The sequence below is a fragment of the Humiphilus diazotrophicus genome (assembly GCF_059726315.1).
Map to the genome: position 1 here is coordinate 5,755,652 of NZ_AP040870.1, position 26,333 is coordinate 5,781,984.

The window sequence follows — 26,333 nt, forward strand, 5'->3', positions numbered from 1 at the left end:
AAAACCCGCCGATATGGACGAAGTCTCTCCACCTGTAGATTACTTTTCCTTCGCGCTAACTCATCGCTGCAACTTACGCTGCAAACACTGCTACATTCCATTGACCGATAGCCCTGAGGAGGAAATGAGTAGGACTCAATGGCTAGAGACGATTCGGCAATTGAAGCCTCTAAAGTTGGTAAGTGTGATCATAACTGGTGGCGAGCCCTTGCTGCGAAGGGATTTGTGGGATCTGGTCACGGAAATCAATTCAATCAACGTTGGCGTAATTCTTTGCACTAATGGCGCGCTCATTGATCAGTCCTTTGTTGAACAAGCCCAAAATGCCAAACTCTCCAAGATTCAGATTAGTTTCGATGGCTCGGGACCGGAGACTCATGATGGGTTGCGTGGCGAGGGCGCTTTTGTTTCTACCTTGCGTGGTGTTGAGCTAGCCCAGGCATCCGGCTTGCCTCTTGAGCTGACGTGTACGGTTACTCGCCCGACGGCTACCGAATATCTGAACGTCATAAAGTTTGCGCGTCAGCGCAAACTGCCGGTGTCAATTAGCGAGTTTTTACCTCTTGGCGCAGCACGCGCAAAGCGCGCTGAGATGGAACTCGACATTAAGCAATTGTTCCAGTTACGGTCTATGATTGCTACGCTCTCCTTGGCTGGTGTACTTCACCAGAAGGCGCATGAGGGAGAAACCTTTAGGAAGGTAACCTCACATAACTCGGATGGAGCCAGGACCAAATGGAACAAGGTTCAGAGTTGCTTGGGACGCGACTCAGGCGGGCATATCTTGCCAAATGGTGATGTTTTGATCTGCCCGCTGCTTAACGGGTCCGATTGGGTTGGCGGTAATGTGCGATACAAGGAATTACGCGACATATGGGAACATTCCCCGGTTTTCCAGCAGGCTCGACAGTGTACCAATGGATGCTTTGTGAGGTGCCGCGAATGTGCGAATAGAAGTCTGTGTGGTGGTACTTGTCGCGCTTTAGCTCTGGCTGAAACTGGCAGCTTCGTGGGTAGTCCCAACATCGCCAGATGTTTCTGGGAGCAGCTCTACTATCAACGTATGTCGCGTGTAATGTTCAATAGCACTGACCCGTTACAGACTTTGCTGGAAAGAGAGGATCTATTGCATTGAATGAGGGAGAGATATGCCTACTAGATGCAAATGTCACATGGAAAGGTCGTGCGTTTGGTTCGGTTTTGTGGGTACCTAGGGCTCACAAGAAAATATATCTCAATCCGTCAGCTACGGCTGCAGTAAAGAGCCTGGATGGACGCATGACTGTCGCGCAGATCATCACTGCTCAATCTCAGAATTACAGAATTCCACGAGAACGGGCTGCACATGACACACTGACCCTATTCGACAAACTCGCTAGGAGTGAGATCATAACAACTAACCCCTCAGAGGGCTCACCGATTCGGCCAGACGAAATCTCACCCGCACTTGATTATGTCACTTTGGCTCTAAGTAGTCGCTGCAATTTACGTTGCAAACATTGCTTCGTCTCTGCGGGTGATGCTTTGAAAGACGAACTTCAGATTGATGATTGGTTGAATTTAGTGAAGCAGCTACCAGTATTCAAATTATTCGACGTGATCCTTACCGGAGGGGAGCCGCTCCTTCATCCTCATTTATGGACTCTCATCGATGCCCTGAATGCTGCACAGATTGCGGTCTCTATATTCACCAATGGTCTGCTCGTTGACGAAGCATTTGTTGAGCGCGCAAAGCATGCGTTGATCAACAGCCTTCAGATCAGTTTGGATGGTGTCACTGCAGAAACACATGAACTGCTGCGTAGGGCACCGGGTTCGTTTGCTCACGCCGCGCGTGCGATTGAGTTACTTAGTAGTGCCGGGATTCCTGTGCATGTGGCGGTAACCGTGACACGGATCAACTATGCAGAGCATCATCGGTTTTTTGAGCTGTGTAAAAAATTGGGCGCCCGCTCGGTAAACTTCTCGGAGATCGTTCTTAACGGGAGAGCACGAACCTTTTCACACGAACTTGCGCTTACTCCTGCACAGATCGCATGTATGAGACTCTACCACGCGTGCAAGCGTGTAACTGAGCGAGGCATCCAGGTGGGGGAGGGTCTTCGTCCGCCTGATTATGCCTGGGATCCCTTTCACTCCCAGGAAAATGGATTCAAGCGGAAGATGTGCAGCGCCGCGAAAGATAGCTGTGATATCAATTCGCAAGGCGAGGTGCTAGCCTGTCAAGCGCTATGGTGGGATGAATTCATTGCAGGAAATATTCGCCAGAAACCGCTAAAAGAGATTTGGGAACACTCCCCCACGATGAGTATGTTTCGCGAAATGACAGTGGATCAATTTCGAGAATGCAACACGTGTAGGTTCAAATACGATTGCGGCGGCGGGTGTCGTTCGCTTGCGTATTCGGCATATCACGATATTTATGCCCCATCCGACGAAGTGTCGTGCGCTTGGAAGAAGATCTTCTTCCAGCGATTCTATGACGAAGTACGCCCGTGCACCACTGTCGAAGCGCTGCTAGATTGTGAGCATAATCTGGAGTCCGAATCGCGTGAACTCGAAGGTTAGGTTTCTTAGCAAGTGTGCAGCGTGGAAATCGGCTCCAGACGGTTCGCGTCTTTATCTTCCTGTCGAGCGTCGTTCAATCTCGCTAAACAAAACCGAGACTCAGCAACTGCAGGAGATGGTTCTAGCACCAAATGCTGGGAATTGGCCGGACTCGTTGGCTTGGTTACTCCAGGAACACGTGTTAACGTCCCAAGGCGAGGGGGAACGATCTCTGGCGTTCAATTCTATTGAGCCACGCCTAGACTATGTCGTTCTACGTATCACCAACGCGTGTAACTTGCGTTGCCGCCACTGTTTTGTGACGAGTGGTCAGGCTGAACGTGATGAGTTGTCATATGCGGAATTGGCTCAACTGTTCGCGTCGTTGGAAACGTTCAACCCTCTAGTAGTGGTGCTCACAGGCGGTGAACCACATCTACGTCCAGATCTATTTGAGATTGCCACTATGGCGGCAGACCATAACATTGCTGTTGATATTTCCACCAATGGTGTTTCATGGCAGGAATCCGATTGGGATAACCTTACTCGCTTATCCAACTTGCGCTACGTTATTGTTAGCTTGGAGGGCCCCTCTGCAGAGATTCATGACTACATCCGCGGCCCAGGAAATTTCGAGGTGATTCAGGCTTTCGTGTCTTCTTTGGTGAATCGAAAGCTGGCTGTTTCGGTGAATCATTGTGTGACGGCTTTCAATCTACCTTACTTGTCCCAAACAATTGATCTAGCTTTGGGTTGGGGTGCAGAAAGTGTCCATCTAGCAGTCGTATCCGAATCCGGTCGGGCAAAGAATCACTGGACAGAGCTGTCGTTGTCCTCGAAACAACGACAAGAGGTTAGCCTAGTGGGATTGCGTAAATATCTGAAAACCGGAGGCCGAGTGTTGGCCGGTGAAGCTGAACGTGAGGTGGGTGGTTTTAGTAACATAATTTCTGAGGCTCATAATTGCGGAGTCGGGCAGAAATGGTGCATGATCTATGCCAATGGCGATGTGACCCCCTGCCGGCCAGTTTATTCCGCAATAGGTGCAGCGGGCAATTTGCACCAACAATCCTTCGAGACTATTTGGAGGGATTCGCCGCTCTTGAATAGGCTTCGGGCTATTCGCGATGACGAGCTTTCTAGTTGTTGCACCTGTCGATGGAGACCCCGATGTCATGGCGGTTGCCGAGCTCGTGCGTACTTGATTACCGGCAGCTGGAGCGGTCCTGACGCCGAGGAGTATTGTGCTGCATATGGACAACTGAATGCTCAAGTCGATCAGTTAATGAGGTTGGAGACTCTAGCCTTACGCGGGAATGGAAGATAAGATTTCGAACAGCGATGGGTGAATGATGCCACTCAGGCTTCAGGTTGGTAAGCCTGATCGTGGTATGTCCTACTGGACCTGGAATTCTTTACGTTGCGCTGGATTAGGGATTTTGTCAGCGAGGATACGATAAAACGTCCATCTGTGTAGAAACATTCCGCCAACTTCAATGTGTGGCGCTTTAGCGCAGATGGCTTCGTCCTTGCTGGAGATGAACAGCAGATTAACCTTGGGACTTGGCCGGCGGAAGAGAAGTACGTCCTCAAAACACATCTGGTCGCTGTTTGAATTGTAGCCTCTAATTCTGCGGAGAGGCAGGAAGACGGAAGGTTACATCGATATCATGGATATAATCATCTCGTCTGTGGGAGGAGGTCTTTGGGGGAAATATCTACAATCCGTCAAATCCTAACTTGAGGTGCGAAATGAAATTGAGCGTGGCTACTATCTGGGATAATGCATATTTAGACTGGTTACACGAGCTGAATAAAAGAACCCACAACATAGGAGAGCTGTTTGGTGCGGGCGCATCGTTCTTGGTCGGGCAAGGACGCCCGTCAATTGCCTTACCGAAGGTTACGTCAACCCAGCAGAAAGAACATATTGCCCGAGCACATGAGTACGGGTTTGCTTTCACCTACACGGCCAATGCGCCCTGCATGGGCAATGCTGAATACACTCCTGCTGGACAGAAAGGTATACTACGATTCTTCGAAGAACTGTGCAATCTCGGCGTGGATCAAGTAGTCGTTACTAACCCCTATTTGATTGAAGTGGTGAAGCGTAATTTCCCTCAGTTGAAGGTAAAGATCTCAGTGATGAGCCACGTCAATTCAATGCCAGGTTTGCGGTATTTCGCTGATATGGGTGCGGACGTTGTCACACTAGACTTTAATGCTAATCGTGATTTTCGTTTTCTGAAGAAAGCCGTGGCCTACGGCCGGGTGGAATTGGAATTATTGGCCACCGAGTATTGTCTTTATAAATGTCCTTATCGTTCGTATCACCACAGCATGGTTGGTCATGCCTCGCAGCCGATCAGCCCGGCAAGCGGTCTGTATGTCGATTTTCCCGTAGTTCGTTGCAGCCTATTGAAATATACACAACCTGTCGAATTGATTCGCAGTCGCTGGATTCGCCCGGAGGATATAGTCTCTTATGAAGCATTGGGCATTCATCGCTTCAAGGTTGGTTATCGTACCGGCAGTAAGGAGTGGAATATGGCAGTTGCGCTCGCATACTCGAACCGTCAATTTGACGGCAATTTACTAGAGTTGCTTTTTCCGCCATCGAACAAAATGCCCTTTATGATCGATAACAACAAGCTCGGCGGTTTTCTGGATTTCTTTCACGAGCAGAATTGCGAATTAAATTGTGATGTTTGTGATTATTGTCAAAAGGTGGCAGACAAGGCGCTGGCCGTAGCTAACTCTGAAGCCTTAGCGGAGGAAATCATTCAGTATAGAGAGCTGTCTAGTAGGATGTTGAGCTGCAAGTTATTTGAGGAGTGATCTTTCGGGTACAGGCTCGAAAGGGGGCGCAATGAGTTCGACCAGCACTGATGTTGCGATTCGGGTTGAGGGACTGTCCCGAATGTTTAATAGTACGAATGCCGTATCAAATGTATCCTTTACCGTGGGGCGAGGCGAGATTTTCGGTTTCCTAGGGCCGAACGGGACGGGCAAAACAACTACTATTCGAATGCTGACAGGTCAACTAACACCTACGAGCGGCACTGCTCATGTAGCTGGATGTGATGTCATTTCACAGCGCCAAATGCTGAGATCTCGAGTCGGCGTCGTATTTGAATCCCAAAACCTTTATGATCGAATGTCTGCATATAATAACCTCTCCTTTTTCGCGAGTTTGTACAGAGTGCCGCGCGCACGAGTGGTGACAATATTAGCTCAACTGCAATTGCAGGATCGTCAACACGAGATCGTGAGTCATTTTTCGAATGGGATGAGGCAACGGCTGCTCATTGCACGAGCATTGCTCCATGAACCCCAGGTACTTTTTCTTGATGAACCGACGCGTGGTCTAGATCCAGCGGTTGCTCGTGGTTTGCGTGCGCTAATCGCCGACCTTGCTCAACGCGGGATCACGGTGTTTTTGACAACACACTATATGGAAGAAGCCGATCAACTTTGCGATAGAGTGGCAATCATAGATCAAGGAAGGGTTGTTGCATTGGATACGCCGGCTCATCTCAAGCAACAGTGTTCGCCTAAGCAAAAGCAAGTCAGGGTGACATTGCAAAATGAGCAGGAAATCACATTGTACTTGGACATTTCGGCTGAAAGGCAGCATCTCGCTGAGCTGGTTCAAAGCGGTAAGGTGTTTAGTATTCATTCTCAAGAAGCAACCTTGGAAGAGGTGTTTCTTCAACTTACCGGAAGGCAACTGACGCAATGAACTGGTACATTATTGCTGCAATAGCTGCGAAGGATATCCGCGATGCTATCAAAAACCTCTATGTCCTATTTGCAATTGTATTGCCTATCGGCCTTTCATTTCTGCTGGGAATCATTTTCTCCCCTGCTTCAAGTCGAATGAGTGTGACCATTTGTGTTTACGATTCTGGTCAATCCAAATTGACTACTCTATTGAAGGAGCAAAAGAATCTTCGCATACTCAAAGCTGAGACGCCTGAACAGGTTCCTCTGCAAGTGGCGAAAGAAGCCGTAGGCGGTATTGTTGTTCCAGACAATTTTGACTACCAACTTGAAAGAGGCGAGCGGCCGCAGGTTAAGGTATTTGTCAATGGCAGCAGCGGAGGAGGCGGTGTTGCGAGCTTTCATCAGCTTGTGCAGGAGCAATCATGGAAACTTGTTGAGCGGAGCATGCCGGTTCGGCTCATGTTCATCAATGTCTCGCAACTAGGTGGTTGGTCGGCTGGCGATTATGATCCGCGAGCTAACTTTCTTGTGTTTCTATTGGTAATGTCTCTCGCCATGGTGGGAACGTTTGTGGTGCCCACATTACTGGTCGAGGAGAGAGAAAGAGGAACGCTACTAGCCTTGCAGTGTTCTCCTGCTACTACTGCAGATCTGGTCATCGGAAAGGTTCTGGTGGGCCTCTTTTATGCATTATTGTTGACGTTGATCTTGCTTACTCTCAACAACGGGTGGCACGGTAATTGGATTTTAGATCTGTTCGGCATCATTCTTGGCGCTTTGTTTTTTATTCTTGTTGGATTGCTCTTGGGTGGAATTCTATCTACAACCAATCAAGTCAACACTTGGAGCAGCATTGTCATGCTCGCACTCATGTTGCCAAGCTGGACCGTGATGATGCCATTTCCGCGGAAAGTCGAGATGATCCTGCATGTTGTTCCTACCTACAGCATTGGACAACTCATTGACTTGGCATCCCGAGGGAAAACAACTATCGACCAGTGGTTGGCTCCACTAAGCGTAACGTTAGGTGGGATTGCTGCTATGTTTGTGATTGTAGTGTGGAGATTGCAACATGAGAGATCGCGTTAATCGTGAAAACTCCCGGATGGCAGAGATAGAGCTATGTTAGATATTCTCCTCATCCTTCCGCCCCCAATCTGCGTCAGCCCGATCGATCCACCCGGTGGAATTTCGCCACCCTTGGGCCTAGCTTATCTAGCTGCTGTTCTAGAACGGGCGGGCTACAGCGTTGAGATATTGGACATGCAGATCGAGCATATGCGTGGTGCCGAGTTGGCATGCTATCTGAGAGAACATAAGCCGCGCGTTGTCGGCTTGAGTACTGTAGTTAAGACCTACAAAAATGCTCTGCGCGTCGCCGGGTCGATCAAGGCAGTTGCCCCAGATACCTATGTGATCATCGGTGGCCCACAGGCAACCTTCCTGCTGGAAGAAACTCTTGCTTGTACTGCGGTCGATGTCGTTGTGCGTCACGAAGGTGAAGAGACCATTCTGGAGTTAATGCAATATTTCAATAGCCCTAAATTATCGCTCGATCAGATTCGAGGAATAGCCTTTCGTAGTCAAGACGGCACTGGAAACATTTGTCTAACTCCGTTGAGGCCTTTGATTGCTGATCTAGATCGTCTGCCCCTACCAGCCCGGCATCTTCTAAGACTTGAGCGATATGCGAAACCAGGCGTGTTGATCACGGCACGAGGTTGTCCCTCCCACTGCATCTTTTGCGCAGCCAACTCGCTGTATCGTCATCCTCAATATCGAGCGCGAGCGGCGAGGTATGTTGTCGATGAGATCGAAGAACTGGTCGATCGCTATGGGTTAAAGTCGTTGTTCATTGCCGATGACACGTTCACTCTGTGGCCCAATCGAGCTATGGAAATCTGCGATCTCATTGTGGATCGTAGGCTTAAGCTCGAATGGACATGTGAGGCGCGAATCAATACGATGAGCTTGGATTTGGCGACTAAGCTAGTCGAAGCGGGGTGTGTCGGCGTCAACTATGGGGTGGAAACAGGCAATCCAGATATCATGCGTCAGATTCACAAAGGGATTCACCTGGAGTACGTCGAAGAAGTTGTCGATCTGAGCCAATCCGTGGGCCTAGATGTGGTCTGTTCGTTTATCATCGGGTTTCCTCAAGATACATTCAGCACGGTGTCCGAGACAATTGCCTACGCAAATCGGCTCAAGCGCTTGGGTGCTGGAACGGAACAAGAGCGCCATAAGGGTCGCGGGCGTGTCACTTACGCATTTACTCTACTGACGCCTCTGCCAGGTACATATATTTATGATCATGCCGCTGAACTGGGCATCCGCTTTGTAACACAAGATTGGGATCACTACACATTTACTGAGCCTGTAATCGAAACGAATTATTTGAGCGCCGGCGACATGCGACAGCTATATTTCGAGGCAAATCTGGGGAGATGGACGTCGTTGTTTGATGCTCAAGGACTGAGGCCCAGACCAGGGGGCTACCAAACGCCCCACTGTTAGGGTAAAAGGACAAATATGGTCCGAAAGAGGAACCGATTCTTTGGGAGAGCTAATGAAGTGGCGTACGTGTCAAGGCCAACTGCTCTAGCAAATCGGCTGTGTACTCAGGAGCATGAAGCCGCCGGTTCTCCTCCGCTATTGCCAAAGTGCTGGTTCGATAACTAGGCTGATTGAGCACGTCCTGTAAAGAATGGCGCACACGTTCAGCTGTAAGGTCCTCAAAAGGTATAGAGATTCCAATCCCTGCATTCTGACACCGCTGAGCCTGCATGGGCTGATCACGACACATGGGCACCGCTACAACTGGAACGCCATTTGAAATGGCACAGGTTAGGGTTCCAAGTCCTGCATTGGTGATAACAGCCGATACTTGTGGCATTAACGAGGCGTACGCAATGAAGTTAGTGAAGTGTGCATTATCAGGCCAGGGTGCATGTTCCGCCGGATCACTGCCATCCGAAAGCGCGACTATCACCGTTACGTCTTCTTGAGCCAACCCATCCAATACTGCACGCAAATAGCGTTTGTGAGGTGTTGGACCTTTGTGCGGGTCTCTTAGACTCGTTACACCTACGAGAACAAGAGGACGCTCAGATGATTGTTTTTGTATCCACGAAGGAAGCGATCCGAAGCTTCCTTGCCACACAGACATCCCGACGTAGCGTACTTGCGGTCGAGCTTTTACATTGGGCATCTCAAAGGATTTCGGGATTGGTACTACATGTAAAAATCGAGAAATCAGCGGGGTATCCGCCATTCCGGCAGTAGAAAAAGAGGCCCATGGAACATTGACTCGATGCATGATGGTTAATGCTCCCACGGCCAGACAATCCACTACCAAAACGTCAGGTTTGGACTTACGGAGGAAGAGCCCTAAGTCTTCTGCGATGTGGGAACCTGAATTCTGAAAGTGAGTACGGAGTGTGGCGTCATCTATGTGATTGTCAGAAGACGTAAAAGGTAAGAACCGCGCACCTTTTTGTGCTGGGCACACGGAGAATCCTAGTGCTGCCAAGAGTGCATGAATGTCTGGGCCTGGATACCCTTCATGATCGCCGACGTAAAAATTAATTTGGTGGCCTCGCTTCTGAAGCGCAAGGGCCGAAGGTAACGATATATATAGATGACTAACAAGTGGAGGCGAGCAGTATAGAAAGTGGGACATGAGATCCTTCTTGTGGCCAGCGGTTGAGGTAAAGATACCACTAAATAGGCGTTTGACATAATAGTTTCATCAGCCAGAAGTATATTATGAAGAAATAGACTGTATAGTCAGAGTGGTTTTCTGTCAAAGGCGAAGAAGAAGCAGGTTAATGGAATGGATAGGTCCATGCTCGAACATGTGATGCTTGTGGCCACTCGTAGCGAGATTCAGGGTACCATAAATGCTACTCACATTCTCTCGCGTGACGTACGCTGTACATCCTGGACTTCCATTTGTTGGAGAAGAAAGTGATCAACATGAAAGCTAAAAACTGCGTTGTTGTAAGCTTCAACAACCTAGAGCTATTGAAAGAATCAGTAGAACTGCTTCTTGCAGATAATGTGAGAGTTGTCGTTGTCGATAACGGAAGTAATGACGGTACGGTTGACTATCTTAATAGTCAACCGAAGATTCGTTCCATTCTAAATGCCGGTAATATGGGTGCCGCTGTGGCAAGAAACCAAGGGATCCAGGTCTGCCAGGGGGACGTGCTTTTGCTAGATGGCGACATAATATATATCCCTGGAAGTTACGAATATCTCTCAAGTGTAATGTGCGATCTGAATGTCGGATGTGTCGGTTTGGATCCTGATTATTGCACACGGAATCGGGAGGAGGTTGAGTGCTCCCCATTAGGCAAGGCCGCAGAAATTCGAGATGGCTGGATTGCGTATACTCAGTATGGTCTTTTTTCGGATGAAGTTTTCAAGAAGTGTCGGTTTGATCCAGAATTCGGTCCTGGCTGGGGGTGGGAAGACAATGATTTGTTTATGCAGATGTGTAAGTGCGGTTTGTCAGTTAAAGAAATCCGTTGGAAATACTACCATCAGAGACATAGCTCGATACGCGCACTTGCAGAGCGTGGTGCCGATGCGATGCACGGTAGCAGAGGTGCTTACTATAGAAAAAAGTGGGGCCAAAGTGCAGATCTAACGGTCGCCCTGTACTGCAAACACCATAGTCTTTTGAAAATTCTTGTTCCTATTGATCTTTCAGGTCGGGCGATAAAGGCGCTAGAGTGTGTCGTCGAATTAACGAACTTCTGCCGAGCGACCTATTATCTTGCATATGTTATTCCTTATAAGCGTTCAGCATATGTTGGCACGAGCAATGGTGTGTTGGTGCGCGAGGCACGAAACGAATTGCAGATTCTTCAACATGAACTGACTAGTAAAGGAATAGTGGCATCTCGCTCTTGCGAAACATTAGTGAGACTGGGAGAGGTGTGGACGGAACTGGACCAAGAAATTCTACAGAACGACATCGGATTGATTGCGGTTGGTATTCACGATAATCGCGGATATAGCAATGGTCTAGGATCAACAGCAAGAGAAATCTTCAACAAGGCGATGTGCTCGGTTCTCACAGTAAATCCAGCCATTGAAACCCGAAAACGATCGTGTAAAGAGCGAGGAAACGTGTTGTTTGTGTCAGGCTGGCAGAGGGATTCAATGCGTGCTGCACTCAGTGCTGCGTGGTTTGCAAAGTGGAGCGCAGCAGAGCTGACGATTATTTGTGTCATCGACCAAGTGACAGTGAATGCATCAGAGCGTGTGGAGGATGCCTCACTAACATGCATGGAGAATTTCCGAGAGGTTCTTGCCTCGATAGATCACCTGCCTTCTCAACCACGTCTACAGATTCAGATAGGTTGGGATCCTGTCAAAGTTCTCGAACTAGCCAATCAGATTTGTGCCGATCTGATTGTTCAGGTATTGCGATCTCCCGATCAGATCTCAGGTCATTTAGATTGTCGTGTTGCCGAACAGATCGTGACCAAGGCATGTTGCCCCGTCATGACCGTTCGGATTCCGTGAACGAGTACTAATCGCTGAGCTAGACCAGAAATAGATACCGGTACTGTGACCCCAGTGGAGGGTAATGGGAGTGGGGGCGTGCCTATGGCCATTATGGCTTATGAGAATGTTTATCCCCAAATGCGTCGTGTTCATATGTCAGAGATAGGATAACGTACGATATTTTTCGCACATTTAGGTCAAAGATGTAGGCTTGAGGGGCTGGTACAAGCAGGAGGAGCAAGACCTCCGAGGCGAGGACGATGGAGCCAACCGAGCAAGAAGGAGTTGGACCTGGTGGAAGTGCGAAGTCGGCAATAGGGCCGGTAATACAGATCGACGAGCAGCGGATACAGTCGCATCTGGACGAAGTGGTGCGAACGACGGTCGAAGAGACCTTGAACGGTCTGCTGGATGCAGAAGCGGATCAGCTGTGCGCAGCCCGGAAGTACGAACGGGCGGAGAGGCGCAGGGATACCCGAGCAGGAAGCTATGAGCGGCGGTTGCAGAGCAAGGCCGGCGAAGTGAGACTCACGGTACCGAAGCTGCGGAGCCTGACGTTTGAGACGGCTATCATCGAGCGCTATCGACGACGAGAGTCCTCCGTCGAAGAGGCACTGATCGAGATGTATCTGGCAGGAGTGAGCGTGCGGCGGGTGGAAGACATAACGCAAGCACTGTGGGGTACACGGGTATCAGCGTCGACGGTGAGCGAGCTGGACCAAAAGATCTACGGCAAGATCGATGAGTGGCGGCAACGGCCACTAGTTGGTGATTTCCCATATGTTTTTCTAGATGGAATCTGGTTGAAGCGCAGCTGGGGCGGAGAGGTAAAGAACGTCTCTGTACTGGTAGCGATTGGGGTAGCACAGAGTGGCTATCGGGAGATCCTGGGTGTCAGCGAAGGGGCCAAGGAGGATGGCCCGAGTTGGACGGCGTTTCTGCGGGAGTTAAAGCAGCGCGGACTAAAAGGTGTGCAACTGTTTGTTTCTGACAAGTGCCTGGGCTTGGTCGAGAACTTGGCTGAGTTCTATCCGGAAGCAAGCTGGCAACGCTGCGTAGTTCATTTCTATCGCAACGTGTGGACCGCAGTGCCCAACGGGCAAGGTGAAGGAAGTGGCCGCGATGCTCAAGGCGATCCATGCGCAGGAAGATGCCGCAGCTGCCAGAGAAAAGGCTCGTCAAGTAATAGAAAAGCTGCGTGGGATGCGTCTATCTAAGGCTGCCGAGATCGTGGAAAATGGCGTTGAAGAAACGTTGAGTTACTACAAAATGCCGCCTGAACACTGGCGCTGTATCCGAACCAATAACCCACTGGAACGACTGAATCGTGAGATACGACGACGAACACGAGTAGTAGGAGCGTTTCCGGACGGACATTCGGCACTGATGTTGGTTGCAGCCCGTCTACGTCATGTCGCTGCCACCAAGTGGGGCACGAAACGGTATCTGCAGATGAACAGGCTGGCCGAAGTGGTGGCCATCGCCTGAGCCGTTTAGCCACTATGCCCCATGCGGCATAGTGGCTAAACAACTTCAACCAACAACCTCCTAAGCACTACAGGAGATCGAAAGTGCGAAAGATCCTGGACACTACCCTAGTCCGTCTTTTGGTTGCGAAGATGATATTTGGGGTTCATCGATACCCGCGGCCTACTTTCAACGTTGGAGGTAGGAGCGCGGTAAAAATCCCTCATTCCCAAAGTCCGATAATAATAATTCTGTATAGCTAAACATGTAGAAGCCCGTTAAAAATGTCATGTTCCTGCCCATTAGAAATGTCAATTTCATGGGATGGACCTGATACGGATGAGCGAACGCGACCTAAAGCGGATTGAAGTCCTCAGCGAAGTGCTAGTGGGCCAATGGACGATGGCCAAAGGCGGCCGAAATGCTACATGTGACCGAAAGGCATGCCTACCGGCTCCTCCAGAAGTATCAAGATGAAGGCGGCACTGCCCTTGCGCACAAGGCCCGAGGGCGTAAGTCGAACAGAAGTATCAACCCAGGGATACGGAAGCATGCCGTTGAGCTTGTTCAGAACCAGTACTCGGACTTCGGTCCAGCTTTCGCCGCCGAGGTTCTCGCCGAGAAGCATGGCATTCGAGTCGGACGCGAAACGCTGAGACGCTGGCTCCTGGCTGAGGGACTCTGGCTCTCCCGCAAGCAGCGCAAGACATTCCATCAACCGCGTCTCCGTCGTGAGAGCTACGGCGAGCTGATTCAGATCGACGGCAGTGAACACCGCTGGTTTGAAGACCGTGGCGATCCGTGTACACTACCGGTCTTTATCGATGACGCGACGAGCAAGCTGATGCAACTACGCTTCGTGCCCAGTGAGTCCACTGACACCTATTTCGAGGCGCTTCGCGGCTACCTGCAAGATCACGGACGACCGATCGCTTTTTACTCAGACAAGCACACGGTCTTCCGCGTGAACCGTGACGCGAAAGGTGGGCCTGGCGTCACGCAATAAAGAACTGCGGCTGGCTGGCATCAGCGACATCGAAAACGCGAATAGGTTTCTTCCCTCTTTCATCGCTCAGTTCACACGGTTAACATGAATGGCTATTCTGATACGCACTTCCAAAATCAACTTAACCGCCACGCAGATCATGTGTTCAGTTCGGTTATGAAGGCAGTTAGAAAACGTGGAAATCGAGGAACTGTGGTAATAGAAGATTGCAATATCACTCGATGTATAGGTAGAGATCTCATTGCATTCATACCTATTCTGACCCCTGATGGATGATACTTGTAAACCTGGCAGGAATCGATCACGCTGGAATCGGGGTAGGAGGAAAAGATTTGAGCGATTGGATCAAAAAGAAATACTCACTGCCCGATGCTCCGAATGACGTTGCAATGTTTATTCCATTCGCTCAAATCAACTTTCTCATAATTGGAGTGCAAATCTCTTGTGGTCCCAAAGTATTAGGCTTTCCTGCAAGAGAAAATGGTTCCACTTAATCCAACCCAAGTTTCAACTGAAATTTCCTTTTAATTTTGTACATTTTAGTATTAATCGAGCCTGAAAAAGCAGCGATATAGAATTCTCCGTTTGGGGCCGCTGCCTTCACCTCTTTCATATCATCAAGCGAAAATTTCGAATGAAGATTTTGACATTGATTAGTTGCACCAAAATTGTTCCCCCATGTTTCTATGTTCGTAGAATTACTTCGTGCTTCTTTAACGACATGTCCAGAAGGGTCAGAAAGCAGTACAACTCGGGTGATTGAATTGCAGCCATCTGTAACCTTTTCACCGACGAATCCGTGGGCCTCTACATCGACTAGGCGCTGTCTGTCCTCTTCGGTCGGCTCATATTTCAGGAACTGCCGTTGGGCTGATGCAGCTCGTATTGCAATGATGGAGTCTGGCATTCGAATTACTAGATAGGGAAACATTGCACCTTGAGATGCCATGAAGCTTTGATCTGCGATCATAACCCAATGATCCCGGCCCTTGCCCGATAAAGCAGCTTTAACCTCTTCATCGTTGAGCAGGTCTTTTCCTGAATTAGTTGTTACAAGATCTCCGGAAGCCGAGTTGGCAGTCATCGCTCCTGGTGCAGCGCCGACCCGCTCAATACTCTCTCCTGGGGCTATTTCGAGGTAATTAGGCAACCGACTCGGACCTACAGGCGCACACGTATCAAGCTTTGTACCGTCCTCAAATTGAAGCAAAATCGTAGCACTTTTCTGCGCATCTTGAATGAGCGCCCTTCCTTCTGGAGGAGTCAATTTCATCGCTCTGGGCGACAAGGCGGGGAAGTCAAAAGGCTTAATGGAAATCACCTTTGCTTGCTTACCGGCGTAGGCGAGCTCGTAGTTATATGTTCCTGGCTTGCAGAGAGGCATGCGCTGAACAACAACCTGTTTGCCGATCAATTGATTCAGGTCTTCTATCTTGGGTTGATCTTCATACGCGCGGCATAGGATGGCAGACAAGGACAAGAGCAAAACGAGCAAAACTTTCTTCATGACCGCTCCATTGTAAGGATATCGGCGGAACACTAGTAAACCTTTACTAACCCCGAGAGGCTTATTCATGCATTCAAACCTAGTCTTCACGCCTCCATTCGTGAAAAACTTCAGTTTCCCTACCAAGAGGCCGAGCCTCAAGACCATCGTGCAGCAGACTGCATCTCTTCGCGGGGAAAATACGTATCAGCCTGACCGGCTTACTTCGGTTCGGGTACTGGGAGCATGAATAATTACCAGTTAGTTCGGCCTATTGGAATAGGGAACGACATTGTCCAGAACCTGAATGGGTAGCCGAAGGTCTATATCAACGGCACCCACACGACTGACTTGACGATGGACACAACTGGCGTAGTCACCTTCAAATCACCTCCGGCGAACGGCACAATTCTGACCTGGAGCGGCAGCTTCTATTACCGCGTCCGCTTCGATTCCGATTCCCAGGACTACATGCAGATCATGGACAGGCTATGGTCGATGGACAGTCTTAAGCTTCGTAGCGTAATTCTGTAGTTACTTTGATCCCTCCGATTCACCGTTAGCCTTGATATTTATATCGATACTAACGAGAGGGTCGAACTCAACGTTACATTTGCTGCTTGCCCATTGCCGATAGTTCTTGTATTTGTGACGATCCCATGACCCAGCCTTCGGCTTTTTGCAAGTTGGTGAATTTGTTCCATACATCAACTTCTCTGGCCACATATCGGTCCAGCTTCCCTTTTGGTCTAGGCTCTTCCATAGAAGCTTATGGTCCGGCGTGTAGAGATAGACATCTGATTCATACCACCGCGTGCTTACCCATGCGCTAAAGACACCTGAGATAGCGCTGAATGCGCTGGGTCCATAACTGGAATAGCATCCACCCGAACCGCAGGATGTGTACAGCACATTCCCTGTCGAATCAGTGCAACTAGTACTGTTCCTGTCAGATGTGCAGCTTACTGTGATAGGACTATCGTTTGCCGAAGTGCCTGGAGTCCAAATTCGACGCACCTCGAGAATTGCGTCAGCTTTGGAGATCTCAGTTGTAGGAGTTAGGCAAGTTTCTTCTCCGAGATGCTTGTACGCCCAAACAACACCGTTGTACTGATCTCCCATGATGTAGACCGTTTTGATCGGTTTCCCATCAACACTGGCCTCACACTTGCCGCCTTTGACGTTTTCAGCGAGACCGCCAATGGCGCAAAAGAACAGAACAACTAACCAGACCCTTTTCATACACACTCCTACTTCGCAGGATCGGCACACATCAAGGATTCTTTACATGAAGACATCTAGCAAGATGCTCTTAGTCTTTCTCTTGCACGATCAAGTGGAATCATTTTACATAGCTGATCTGTTCGAAATTGAAACACCCCTTGACCTGAGCTTCTACCCAACAGACGGACCGATGCCCATCGCCTACAACGGGCATAGATACGAACCCGTAAAATATGGCAACTGGCATCGAGGATCTATCGATACACTGTGGATGTTTAGAGGCGCACCAGCAACGGCCACCCTAATGAACGTCTAGTTGGCGATGAGACACGTGGCCGGGTTCTATCCGCGATCCTGGGTCTTCCAGAGCGAGAGTGCAGGTGTCCTCACAATGCACGTTGTCGCATCGATGGATACACGTGAAATTGCAGGGGAACTGCAAACGTCGGACACTGCGGTACTCGTGTCTCTTCCGCGCGTGCAGAAGGTCGGTAATGGCCCGAGGTTACAATCCACGTTGGAGAGGTTACGAATCGGGGAAATTGTCTCGCGCACGTTTACCTTGGAGCCTCTGGAGCAATCAGTTCCAGTGTTGAAGATGCGGAGGCCACCGCACATTTTATCGCTAAAGCCGTTGATTGTTACGAAGAACTCCTGGACGCTTTGAAAGGCGTGTTGCCTTATATGGAGGAAGCGGAGCGGGCCGGACTTATTGGCGACGAAGGCTGCCACCGGCCCGCTGAGTTGGTCCGCGCAGCCATAGCAGAAGCGGAAAGTCGTTAGTACCGTCACCATTCGGAACTCGGGTACCGGGAGGTGCTCTTTATATGATCGAAAGAAGGCCGTCTCCGCTTCCGGATAAGTAACAATGCTGTTACTGAAATCGAATGCTAAATAGCATAGCGTGGAACGATAAATCTTGCATTAGTGCACTGAACTCTCCAAGCATTAATCCTGCACTAGATCCGCAATTCCCGCATGCCTAGTGGCCGCCAATGTGCGGCCTTTTTTTGTCGCCCTTGCACGCATGGGCAGAATCTTCTCACGGCAACAACTAATTCTTCTCAGGACGGGCAACATGGCGACAGCCGAATTGAAAACGATCTTCGACTACCTAAAAGTTTATTCGCGAGAGATAGGCGAAAGAATTATTGGGTCCTATCCAGCACTCCATGCGCCTGGTGACCCTGGTTCTCCATTTATCAAGTTTCTCAAACGCAAGCCTCTAGCTGCCCAGGAACTCGCAATCATGGGCGCGGTAAAGTTTCTCCGGACAAACGACTCAGGCAAATTTGTGGCTGAGATGGGCACCGGGAAAACTCTGATGGGATTGGCCACTTGCTACGTACACGCAGAAGGGAAGCCATTCTCCGCAATTGTGCAATGTCCTCCACATATAACGAAGAAATGGGCTCGCGAAGTGTTCCTCACGCTTCCCAATACCCGTGTGTACCTCGTAGAGAACATGCGCAATCAGCCCCGTCCAAAACCTAATACAGGCAATCTACACAGCCACGTAACTCGGCAGTCATCGGCCAAGGCGCCTGCTAAACCTAGCGGGATCATGGAGGTTCAGTTCGTCGGCGGCAAAATCATTCGTCGAGGTGCTAAGTTCTCCGTTGCTAACCTGCGCCTGATGGGACGGAAGAATTTTCTCAAGGGCCTAAACGGTCAGAATGCTGTGTTTGTTGTCTCCAAAGAAAAAGGCAAACTCGGCTACTTCTGGCGTCACAGCTATACGACACTAGTGTCTGGTGCGCGAAAATTCTTGGGTGCACTCGTCAACCCGGATACTCACCTTCCGATCGAATTGTCCGATGGCGGTCACCTCTCATTTTCGGATCTGGACATCAAGCGCAAACACGAAGAGACAGTGCAACGCCCCAACCGCGGGACGAGGTTCTTCTCGCCGTTGTGGACGGCTGACAATAGGAAAATTCACAGAATGGCCCCGCTCGAATACATGGGGCGATACATGCTTAATTTCTTCGACTACGCGATCGCAGACGAGCTTCACCAGCTCGGCGGCGATACCGCACAGGGCAATGGGCTGGCGGTGCTCGGGCGTATTGGCCGTAAACTGATTGGGTTAACGGGAACCTTCAATGGTGGGCATGCCTCAGATTCCTACAGATTGCTATATCGTATGGACGCTCCGCAAATGGTCCGTGAAGGCTATCAGTGGGGGGCCGAAGGTGAACGGCAGTTCCAAGACACCTACGGCGTTAGTGAGGAGATCAAGCGGATCGACAAGTCAACCGACAATGCCATGACGCGAAATAAGAAAGAGAATGTTGAGCAGAACACCAGGGGTGCTAAATACTGTCCCTCTTAACGCAGGACATCTATGAGATCGTTCGGTATTGTGAGGCCTTCATGTCTTGTTATGTCGTTAGCAACGCGCACATCGAGTCACTTCTTACTACGGCGATCTATGGTCCTACGGACACAGAGGAATCCAACAACATGGGCCTCTTCCATCCGCTTCATCTACTCAGGCCAGGGGGGTGCGTATACGGCTCGTGACCGAGCTTGCAGTTGAAACCGGTCAGCGCCTGCTGAGGGCCAACCTAGCTGCATGGGAGCTACACCGAGAAGGGAGCCATACCCGATTCCTTTGATGAAGAGGTATACGAGTTCACCTTTTGCAGCCAAGGCCAGCTAACCGTGGTCCAGGCCTTAAAGGCTCTCCAAGCCTTCGAGTACAACTGTGATCCGCTGTTTGATCAACCTAACGTGTTGTCTGAGCTACAGACGGAAATCAAGGAGTTCATTAACGATCTTCGACAGCATCTGATTCAGGTATTGCCTGGTTACGAGGAGGCGCTGTGGCGCATTGGCGGATAGAGAACTAGCACATTCACAATAATGTGGAGTGGGCCAACCGGTCCACTCCTAACCTGATGTTGCTTTTGTTACTTCTGTTCTCGATGTATCGGGCGATGATATTCAGAATGTTTTTGAACAAGAAAGGCAACACTTGGGCATTTCGTGCAGACCCTAAGCCCGACACCGTTCATAATCTGAGGTGCATTGGTCGGCCATTTGACGTGAACGGCGCATTTGTCATAGCAGAGGTAGGCTCTGCCAAATCGGTCTCTTTCCATCCAACAGAAGCTTCGGCGTAAGCTGTCCGGATCAAAGGCATCAATATATCCCCACCTGACAGCTTTAGCCCCGGGGGCTTTGATCGGCTCTGCTTTCCAACTCGGCGGCATTCTTGTGTCGAGAGGAATAATCGGGAAAGTGGATCCTCCCCCGGAGAGTCGAGCCCAGCCGTATTACCTCGCGGACCTACTTCGGTTCTCTGGGGTCAACTACAAAGGCTAATCTAGTCGGTCGTGTTTTTATGCTGATGCTTCCACACCAGCTCACTATCTATATTATAACTCCCTGCATAAGCTGTTCACCATATCGTCCTTCTTGAATGAAAGTCATGCAGAAGTCAATATTGAAAATTGTAACAATGACAGGCGCATGATAACGAGTATTGGCTTACGCCTTGCCAAAGGGTCGATATCGCGATACACGGCCCAGGTGCAGCGGACACATACCCCCAAGGCTGTATCTGTTGTGCCCGCGCTCTACGCGAATGCAACACAAGGAGATGCTATGAACGGATTTGCGTGGATCGGCATATAGGCAATTTCAATCACGATTGCTGCTTCCCTGGAAGACGCGACTCAGTATCTAGGATCTGCCGGAAAAACAAGCAGCCAATCTTAGCTCCAGCAATGACGTCCTAGGGCCTTTCGTTGTGCGCCCAGCATCGGCGCATACTTTCGGTTGAAAGCCCCGAATAATTGAGGATGGCAAAGTCGATTGCGTGTGGTGAAAACTGTGCCACGAATCCCCTTCTGAATTCCCAGGAACCATTCGGTTTGGATTAGCCGTCATTGCAACGAGGAAAGTGGCGGCGTGCGTGTCGAATGAGTAAATGACGTCACTCATTGCGTGCACGTTCCATGAGGGAGTCCTCGGGAGGAAGCGATCCCAATTGAGCTGGCCGAGGTATACTCCCTTGTCACATTGGACAAAACCTTTTGCCTAACATTTTTCAAACATGTGCAGGTCCTTCATGGCAGAACTGCATTTCCTGTGATATAAATAATTATTTCGGATTGAAGTTTTGAGTGGCTATCTCCAGTGAGCCATTGTGACGTCAGTCTGCGTCCTATCGACGCAGCACACAATTGGTTAACTCAATAGAGACAGCTTCGAATGAATGGAAGCGCAGTAGTACTACGATGATGCCTGGAAGTGGAGTCCAGCGCTAGCAATGATCTTGAAGACTATAGGTAAGTTACATAGGGCTTACCTTTAGGTGGCAAACATCTAGCGTACAACTTAACTAAGAAAACCTATGATTCTTCTTAGGACTGATATTTGATGGATATGACGTGGATGATGCAAGCCAATCATCGATCACGCTAGGAATCTTAGCGCCGAAAACTCTCGTCTGCTTATCCGCCCTGCTTTTGTGTTGTCTGCTTCCTCTATCAACATTCATGCTGGCGCTTAGCCTCTGGCCGTGTGATCCTCACTCGATAAGCTTAAGCTTCATTGTTAGTGTGTTCTGCTTTCTTATTGACCTTCCATGGCTTGTTCTGGCCAAGAAATACAACCGTCTCGCTGCTATAGGGTTCGGCCTTAACTCTATTTTCCTGATCACTTCGATGATTCGCGAGAACACGTTTGCAGTTCAAGTGGGTGTTATGTCACCTTTCGTCAATATTCCGTTAATGTTAGTGCTCGTTTTCGACACAGGAATCGTTATGCACCGCAGTCTCTGCTGTGGCCTGTTACTGATTAACTCGATTATGGCGCGCTCCAGACCGTTAATGAAAGACAACCCGAATGCTCACCCCATAAATAATGCATAGGAAAGCATCGACTATCGCCTTGGACGTTGCGAAACCTGCTGGTTTGCGAAGGCATCAAAACCAGCAAGTCAGGTAGCAGAATGAAAGTCACCTTTCTATTTCTACAGTATAGATGTCTGACTCACTGTGATAACTCCTTTGTCAAAGGCCGGACATCGAAGTTGTGGGCCATTACAATTTAGTACTACTCAGATTGTATCGCCTACCAACAGATGAGTATCAATGCGGATTTGTCTATGTCAAACGTCACGTGAATCCGAGTGGCTGTAGGGCTGAGTTTCCCAATATGTCGAAATTCTGATTGGGGTAGCGAAACCGGACGTGCTGTGTCTCTTGCGCTAGGGTTTTCACCAGGAAACACACATTCAATATGGCAGAAAAATTCAAAAAGGACTCGGGATGATCTCTTTGAATCTTCGCAATGGAATTCACATGGCGCTGGATACTATGCGGGAAAATAAACTCCGTTCTGGTCTCACCATTCTGGGGATTGTGGTTGGAATTTCCACCGTTGTTATAATATCTGCGATCATCAATGGTCTGAATACCCGTGTATCTGATCTGGTCAACTCCATGGGTTCCAACATACTTTGGGTCTACCATGTTCCCGTAGTGGACGTAAAAACAACATCGGATATTGTGACCCGAAAACCGATCAGTGATGATGATGCCGCAGCGATTCGCGACCTAGCTCATGTAGTTGCTGTTGACGCAGAAGCAAGATACGTAAATCCTATCTTCAACTCTGGCGTCATTGGTGTAAAATATGGGAAGAAAAAGATTACTGGCACGATTCTTCAGGGCAATACTTCTTCCGTTGGAGATGTGCATAACTGGGATCTTATAGAAGGACGACTATTTTCCCCAGATGAAGACCAGAGGCGCGCCAATGTTGTTGTCCTGGGACATGATGCTGCTGAAGATCTTTTCGAGATCATCGACCCTCTCGGTCAAGAGGTCCAGATCGAGGGAGGGCTCTTTACAGTTATTGGCATCCTAGATAGGCAAAAGCGCGTAGTGGGTACCGGCCGCAATCCCAACGATAATATGGTGATGTTTCCATTGAGGACCTTTAAGAAACTGCATCCAGAGCAAAGAAATCTGTGGGTTAGCGTAAAGTATGACGAAGCCAATAATAAGTTACTGGTTGAGGATGAATTACGTGAACTCTTGCGCCGCCGCCGAAAGGTTCGTATTGATCAAGAAGATAATTTCGTTTTGTTCAGTCCGGATGCACTCATGAGGCTGTGGACCGAAATCACTGGGGGGCTAGAGATCTTCATGATTGCGCTATCTACAGTAGGCCTTGCTGTTGGCGGTGTAGGTGTAATGAACATCATGCTTGTTAGTGTGACTGAGCGAACTCGGGAGATTGGCCTTAGAAAGGCGGTGGGTGCAACGGTAACATCCATTTTGCTTCAGTTCACTCTGGAGGCTATCATTCTGTGCGCGGTGGGAGGGGTAATTGGTATTGTTTTAGGAGAGAGTGTCAGCCTCATGTTGCAGGTACTAATACCGATTAAGGTATCTATATTGTGGACAATCATTGCATTCACAACGTCGTGTACTGTCGGCTTTGTATTTGGAATTTATCCAGCTTGGAAGGCTGCGCATCTCAATCCTATCGATGCTTTGCGTTATGAGTAGCAATCTCCGCTATCGTGGGAAACTCGAGAGACAACACGCTCGGAACTGAGCTGGGTGCAAGGAGTCGAAGCAACTGGTAGCCTATCCCGGCTAAACCGAGCATTAATCCGGGTGTTTCGATTCCAGAAGGCGTGGAGAGATTCCAGAACTTACTGCTCCTATTCTTGAACATCGCTGCTGCTATTTGTCGAGCCTTGCATAAATATCTTTCCTCTCCGAGGTAAAGGGCGGCCTGAAGAAGAAGGTCCAAGTTTCCAAAGTCACCATGGCAGATACAGCTGTAATGCCCGAAACCGTCCAATACGGTTGTGTCGATAGCTATATGAAGATCCTCTAGAACGCTGTTCTCGCTGATTAAGTCGAGCATAGTGGCTCGTGCTATGCCGATTCCGGGTGCACCGTGACACCATCCTGTGCAGGAGGAGTGATGTAAGATAGTATTGGTTTCTCGTCTAAGATCTAGCCAGTTTCTGCGTTTCGGGTCGAACTGACTCCGTTCATATTGAAGTCCGAGAATAATCGCGTCATGATATTCTGGTATACCAGTGATCTCCCACAATCGAACCAGTGAGAATAAGCACCCTGACACGCCATGTGCCATACCCGTTAATGGTAGAGTGGATTCGTTTTGAAGGGTGATCCATCCAATTCCTGATTCTAAAGAAGTCGAGTGTTCCAGCAGATGATTGCCGGCACGTAAAGCAATGCTCCGAAGGAATTCCTCCGGACGGTTCTTGTACATTTCACAGAGAACCGCGATAAGGCCAGCAGATCCAGAGAGCAAATCATAGGTCTGATCGTATTCAATATGCTGTTCAAGTCTTTGAGATAGGTTGATCGCATCGTTCTGAAGTGTTTCGTCGTTCCAAATAACACCCAAGAAATACAGAGCGTAGGCTATTCCCGCTTCTCCACTAAATGCTCCAACGGCTTTCTGCGCTGACGCAATACCGGGTATTAGGTCTTCTTCCTCGAGCCGTTTTCTCGCTGTGCAAATTGTTTGACGTGCGAGCTCTGTGTAGTGTGCTGATCTTAAAATGTTTCCTGCCATTCCAAAGAACAGAGCAATGCCCGTCAGGCCGCTATATAGATCAATACTGAGAGGTTCTACGGACCAGGAACCCCGAGTGGTCATACTCATTCCGAGCCACCCAATGTTTGTCCCGTCGGTATATGCGAGTGTTTCAAGTCGTTCTGCGACACTTTCAATTTCAGAGATCAAGTCTGTAGTTGAAATTTCGCACGCATCCTCCTTCGTAGTCGACGTCAGTTGCTCGGATGGCCTTTCTAAAGGAGCCTTCGCGGCAAATGTTGCATCAATCGCCCACACCTGGCGTTCTAGATCTTTTTCGCTGAGCGATTCTACTCTCCGGCGCACCCTCTGAATATTCGGTTCTGGGAAGAAATCGCGAATCAAATCTCCTTTGCTTGAGCGGAGGTGTCGAGAGTTAACCCATGTTCTAAAAATCGGTATATCGAGGTTCTGTAGATCTCGTTGCTCGTAATCAATGAGCTCCGTTAGCTTATGTTGCAAACCCCATGTACCCCAGAGTCGATCATGCAGTTGATCTCTATCCAATGCATCACGTAAATAATTAGGGTGAGAGCTAGCTCGAATCAGTTCATCGTATATTCTGGTTGCTCTCGGAACAACACGAGCTTCATCGTTTTCAAAGGACGGAAGCATGTCGTATCTGGACAGAACTTCCGAACGGTGAGCAATGAGTAGTCGATAAATTTTCTCAAATCCCATTACAAAGGAGTGCACTTGAGTCGTTGTATCGCTTTTTGTATTGTCCCCGTAGGGAAGATTCAATGCAGAGTCCATTGAAACCATGTTGCTAACGAAGCGCATTTTGTCTGAGCCGGGATTCGTTAAGGTTAATATCGGCCGTGGAAACACCTGTCCTGGTTCTCCGCCAGTGGCACTTATATCCACACCATCGTGATCTGCAGTTCCCCAGATTCTGTGAGGTAGAATGCCTACTCCTATCACGGACATCCTCCTCATCCCAAACGTGAAAGATGTGGCGGCTGCATTGCTGATTGAGACTAAATCTGGATGAAATAGCGTCTCCAGATCAACCAAGACAGGATAGTCGCCGGCGGCGATGACGTTTTCGAAGTGAATGTCAGCTGCATCGAACGCGTAGAGTACCGCAAGGCATCCTCCTAGACGTTGATAGAAGTGTTCGAGGTCAATAGCTGAATCGCAAGTAGATCTCTGTACGAATTCCATCCACCCGTGAGTTTGCCTTGTGAGCACTTTCGGAATATAGAAAAAGGGTTCTCCAAGCCAATCATTCATCGATAGAAGAAGATGGTAGAAATGAAGATCTATTGCTAGTGATCTGGGCTTATACACGAGGGTCTTTTCAGGACCAAAGCTGATCATAAGGACCGATCTTCCCGAGCAATGCGGATCGCTTACCCCTGCCCTGACAGCAGTGAAGTGGAGGGGGCATCTATCAAGGTCGAGGGTCTTGCAGAGATCTCTCCTATCTTCCGAGAGGTGCCTGATGAAGTCGATTGTCGCAGATAACCATTGATCGGATAAGAGCAGAACGTTCCGTGCAAGTACTGGATATTCGTTGAAGATCTGCCAGCGATATTGTTCGGTATTTAATAACGAGAGAAAACTTTTGTATCTTTCGTGCTCAGTATCTCCAAGTAATTGGCCTTCCAGTCGTGCAACATTCATTTCGAGTGTCAAGGTTTGAGCAGAATATGAAAGTAGACGATCGCAAAGAAGCGGCAGAAGACAGCCTATTATATGCTGGATGGAATCCTCCTGGATTTCTCCAGCTTTTTCCATACGGAAGAGGAT

At 49.2% G+C, this 26,333-nt stretch carries 18 protein-coding genes and 2 pseudogenes; 15 read left to right on the top strand and 5 right to left on the bottom strand.

Annotated features, from left to right (window positions below):
• Positions 1-13 precede the first annotated feature (13 nt).
• The 7 genes from AC6I7T_RS23575 (at position 14) to AC6I7T_RS23605 (ending at position 8,790) form a co-directional block, all read left to right on the top strand.
• Positions 14-1,135, top strand: coding sequence for a radical SAM protein (locus tag AC6I7T_RS23575; RefSeq protein ID WP_497790213.1), 1,122 nt, complete (start codon positions 14-16; stop codon positions 1,133-1,135).
• Between the two features lie 65 nt (positions 1,136-1,200).
• Complete coding sequence (locus AC6I7T_RS23580; protein ID WP_497794645.1) at positions 1,201-2,568, top strand: PqqD family peptide modification chaperone; 1,368 nt, start codon at positions 1,201-1,203, stop codon at positions 2,566-2,568.
• Positions 2,552-3,874 carry a radical SAM protein gene (locus AC6I7T_RS23585; protein ID WP_497790214.1) on the top strand — a complete coding sequence of 441 codons (1,323 nt, stop codon included), beginning with the start codon at positions 2,552-2,554 and terminating at the stop codon, positions 3,872-3,874. Before AC6I7T_RS23580 ends, AC6I7T_RS23585 begins: the two co-directional genes overlap by 17 nt.
• Before the next feature lie 425 nt (positions 3,875-4,299).
• Positions 4,300-5,385 (top strand): U32 family peptidase, encoded by a 1,086-nt coding sequence (locus AC6I7T_RS23590; RefSeq protein ID WP_497790215.1) that lies wholly within the window; start codon positions 4,300-4,302, stop codon positions 5,383-5,385.
• 31 nt (positions 5,386-5,416) lie between these two features.
• On the top strand, positions 5,417-6,289 hold the full coding sequence (locus AC6I7T_RS23595; RefSeq protein ID WP_497790216.1) for an ABC transporter ATP-binding protein: 873 nt from the start codon (positions 5,417-5,419) through the stop codon (positions 6,287-6,289).
• On the top strand, positions 6,286-7,362 hold the full coding sequence (locus AC6I7T_RS23600; RefSeq protein WP_497790217.1) for an ABC transporter permease: 1,077 nt from the start codon (positions 6,286-6,288) through the stop codon (positions 7,360-7,362). Before AC6I7T_RS23595 ends, AC6I7T_RS23600 begins: the two co-directional genes overlap by 4 nt.
• A 33-nt stretch (positions 7,363-7,395) precedes the next feature.
• The gene (locus AC6I7T_RS23605; RefSeq protein WP_497790218.1) at positions 7,396-8,790 is read left to right on the top strand and encodes a B12-binding domain-containing radical SAM protein; all 1,395 of its coding nucleotides are present in this window, start codon (positions 7,396-7,398) and stop codon (positions 8,788-8,790) included.
• 49 nt (positions 8,791-8,839) lie between these two features.
• On the opposite strand, the gene AC6I7T_RS23610 is transcribed toward AC6I7T_RS23605, so the two are convergent.
• Complete coding sequence (locus AC6I7T_RS23610) at positions 8,840-9,592, bottom strand: glycosyltransferase (protein ID WP_497790219.1); 753 nt, start codon at positions 9,590-9,592, stop codon at positions 8,840-8,842.
• Positions 9,593-10,251: 659 nt separating this feature from the next.
• Between AC6I7T_RS23610 and AC6I7T_RS23615 the strand changes: the two genes are divergently transcribed.
• From AC6I7T_RS23615 to AC6I7T_RS23625, 3 genes and pseudogenes are all read left to right on the top strand, one after another.
• Positions 10,252-11,811: a universal stress protein gene (locus tag AC6I7T_RS23615; protein ID WP_497794646.1), complete on the top strand. Its 1,560-nt coding sequence runs from the start codon at positions 10,252-10,254 to the stop codon at positions 11,809-11,811.
• 296 nt (positions 11,812-12,107) lie between these two features.
• Positions 12,108-13,281, top strand: a pseudogene (locus AC6I7T_RS23620) (IS256 family transposase).
• Positions 13,282-13,584: 303 nt separating this feature from the next.
• Positions 13,585-14,339: pseudogene (locus AC6I7T_RS23625) on the top strand (ISNCY family transposase); the annotation flags it as partial.
• 417 nt (positions 14,340-14,756) lie between these two features.
• Here AC6I7T_RS23625 and AC6I7T_RS23630 read toward each other — a convergent pair.
• Positions 14,757-15,773 carry a hypothetical protein gene (locus AC6I7T_RS23630; RefSeq protein WP_497790220.1) on the bottom strand — a complete coding sequence of 339 codons (1,017 nt, stop codon included), beginning with the start codon at positions 15,771-15,773 and terminating at the stop codon, positions 14,757-14,759.
• A 306-nt stretch (positions 15,774-16,079) separates the two neighbouring features.
• Between AC6I7T_RS23630 and AC6I7T_RS23635 the strand changes: the two genes are divergently transcribed.
• Positions 16,080-16,286, top strand: a complete 207-nt coding sequence (locus AC6I7T_RS23635) for a DUF2460 domain-containing protein (protein WP_497794647.1) — start codon at positions 16,080-16,082, stop codon at positions 16,284-16,286.
• Here AC6I7T_RS23635 and AC6I7T_RS23640 read toward each other — a convergent pair whose 3' ends face one another.
• Positions 16,287-16,994 carry a hypothetical protein gene (locus tag AC6I7T_RS23640; protein WP_497790221.1) on the bottom strand — a complete coding sequence of 236 codons (708 nt, stop codon included), beginning with the start codon at positions 16,992-16,994 and terminating at the stop codon, positions 16,287-16,289. It lies immediately after the preceding gene.
• Between the two features lie 324 nt (positions 16,995-17,318).
• Entirely contained in the window at positions 17,319-17,771 is a 453-nt protein-coding gene (locus AC6I7T_RS23645) for a hypothetical protein (RefSeq protein WP_497790222.1), read from the bottom strand.
• Between the two features lie 283 nt (positions 17,772-18,054).
• Between AC6I7T_RS23645 and AC6I7T_RS23650 the strand changes: the two genes are divergently transcribed.
• The 4 genes from AC6I7T_RS23650 to AC6I7T_RS23665 all read left to right on the top strand — a co-directional run bounded on the left by AC6I7T_RS23650 (position 18,055) and on the right by AC6I7T_RS23665 (position 23,506).
• Positions 18,055-19,311: a hypothetical protein gene (locus tag AC6I7T_RS23650; RefSeq protein WP_497790223.1), complete on the top strand. Its 1,257-nt coding sequence runs from the start codon at positions 18,055-18,057 to the stop codon at positions 19,309-19,311.
• Positions 19,312-19,643: 332 nt separating this feature from the next.
• Entirely contained in the window at positions 19,644-19,823 is a 180-nt protein-coding gene (locus tag AC6I7T_RS23655; protein ID WP_497790224.1) for a hypothetical protein, read from the top strand.
• Between the two features lie 1,553 nt (positions 19,824-21,376).
• Positions 21,377-21,859 (top strand): hypothetical protein, encoded by a 483-nt coding sequence (locus AC6I7T_RS23660; RefSeq protein ID WP_497790225.1) that lies wholly within the window; start codon positions 21,377-21,379, stop codon positions 21,857-21,859.
• 432 nt (positions 21,860-22,291) lie between these two features.
• Positions 22,292-23,506, top strand: coding sequence for an ABC transporter permease (locus AC6I7T_RS23665; RefSeq protein WP_497790226.1), 1,215 nt, complete (start codon positions 22,292-22,294; stop codon positions 23,504-23,506).
• On the opposite strand, the gene AC6I7T_RS23670 is transcribed toward AC6I7T_RS23665, so the two are convergent.
• Entirely contained in the window at positions 23,481-26,321 is a 2,841-nt protein-coding gene (locus tag AC6I7T_RS23670) for a type 2 lanthipeptide synthetase LanM family protein (protein WP_497794648.1), read from the bottom strand. The genes AC6I7T_RS23665 and AC6I7T_RS23670 overlap by 26 nt on opposite strands.
• Positions 26,322-26,333 lie beyond the last annotated feature (12 nt).

What these genes read in the sequence shown, in the direction of transcription:
- AC6I7T_RS23650 (WP_497790223.1), top strand. Translation starts at nt 18,055, where the DNA reads ATGGCGACAGCCGAATTGAAAACGATCTTCGACTACCTAAAAGTTTAT.
- AC6I7T_RS23630 (WP_497790220.1), bottom strand. Translation starts at nt 15,773, where the DNA reads ATGAAGAAAGTTTTGCTCGTTTTGCTCTTGTCCTTGTCTGCCATCCTA.
- AC6I7T_RS23595 (WP_497790216.1), top strand. Translation starts at nt 5,417, where the DNA reads ATGAGTTCGACCAGCACTGATGTTGCGATTCGGGTTGAGGGACTGTCC.
- AC6I7T_RS23610 (WP_497790219.1), bottom strand. Translation starts at nt 9,592, where the DNA reads ATGCATCGAGTCAATGTTCCATGGGCCTCTTTTTCTACTGCCGGAATG.
- AC6I7T_RS23670 (WP_497794648.1), bottom strand. Translation starts at nt 26,321, where the DNA reads ATGGAAAAAGCTGGAGAAATCCAGGAGGATTCCATCCAGCATATAATA.
- AC6I7T_RS23645 (WP_497790222.1), bottom strand. Translation starts at nt 17,771, where the DNA reads ATGGTGACGGTACTAACGACTTTCCGCTTCTGCTATGGCTGCGCGGAC.
- AC6I7T_RS23640 (WP_497790221.1), bottom strand. Translation starts at nt 16,994, where the DNA reads ATGAAAAGGGTCTGGTTAGTTGTTCTGTTCTTTTGCGCCATTGGCGGT.
- AC6I7T_RS23615 (WP_497794646.1), top strand. Translation starts at nt 10,252, where the DNA reads ATGAAAGCTAAAAACTGCGTTGTTGTAAGCTTCAACAACCTAGAGCTA.
- AC6I7T_RS23605 (WP_497790218.1), top strand. Translation starts at nt 7,396, where the DNA reads ATGTTAGATATTCTCCTCATCCTTCCGCCCCCAATCTGCGTCAGCCCG.
- AC6I7T_RS23665 (WP_497790226.1), top strand. Translation starts at nt 22,292, where the DNA reads ATGGCGCTGGATACTATGCGGGAAAATAAACTCCGTTCTGGTCTCACC.
- AC6I7T_RS23590 (WP_497790215.1), top strand. Translation starts at nt 4,300, where the DNA reads ATGAAATTGAGCGTGGCTACTATCTGGGATAATGCATATTTAGACTGG.
- AC6I7T_RS23600 (WP_497790217.1), top strand. Translation starts at nt 6,286, where the DNA reads ATGAACTGGTACATTATTGCTGCAATAGCTGCGAAGGATATCCGCGAT.
- AC6I7T_RS23575 (WP_497790213.1), top strand. Translation starts at nt 14, where the DNA reads ATGGACGAAGTCTCTCCACCTGTAGATTACTTTTCCTTCGCGCTAACT.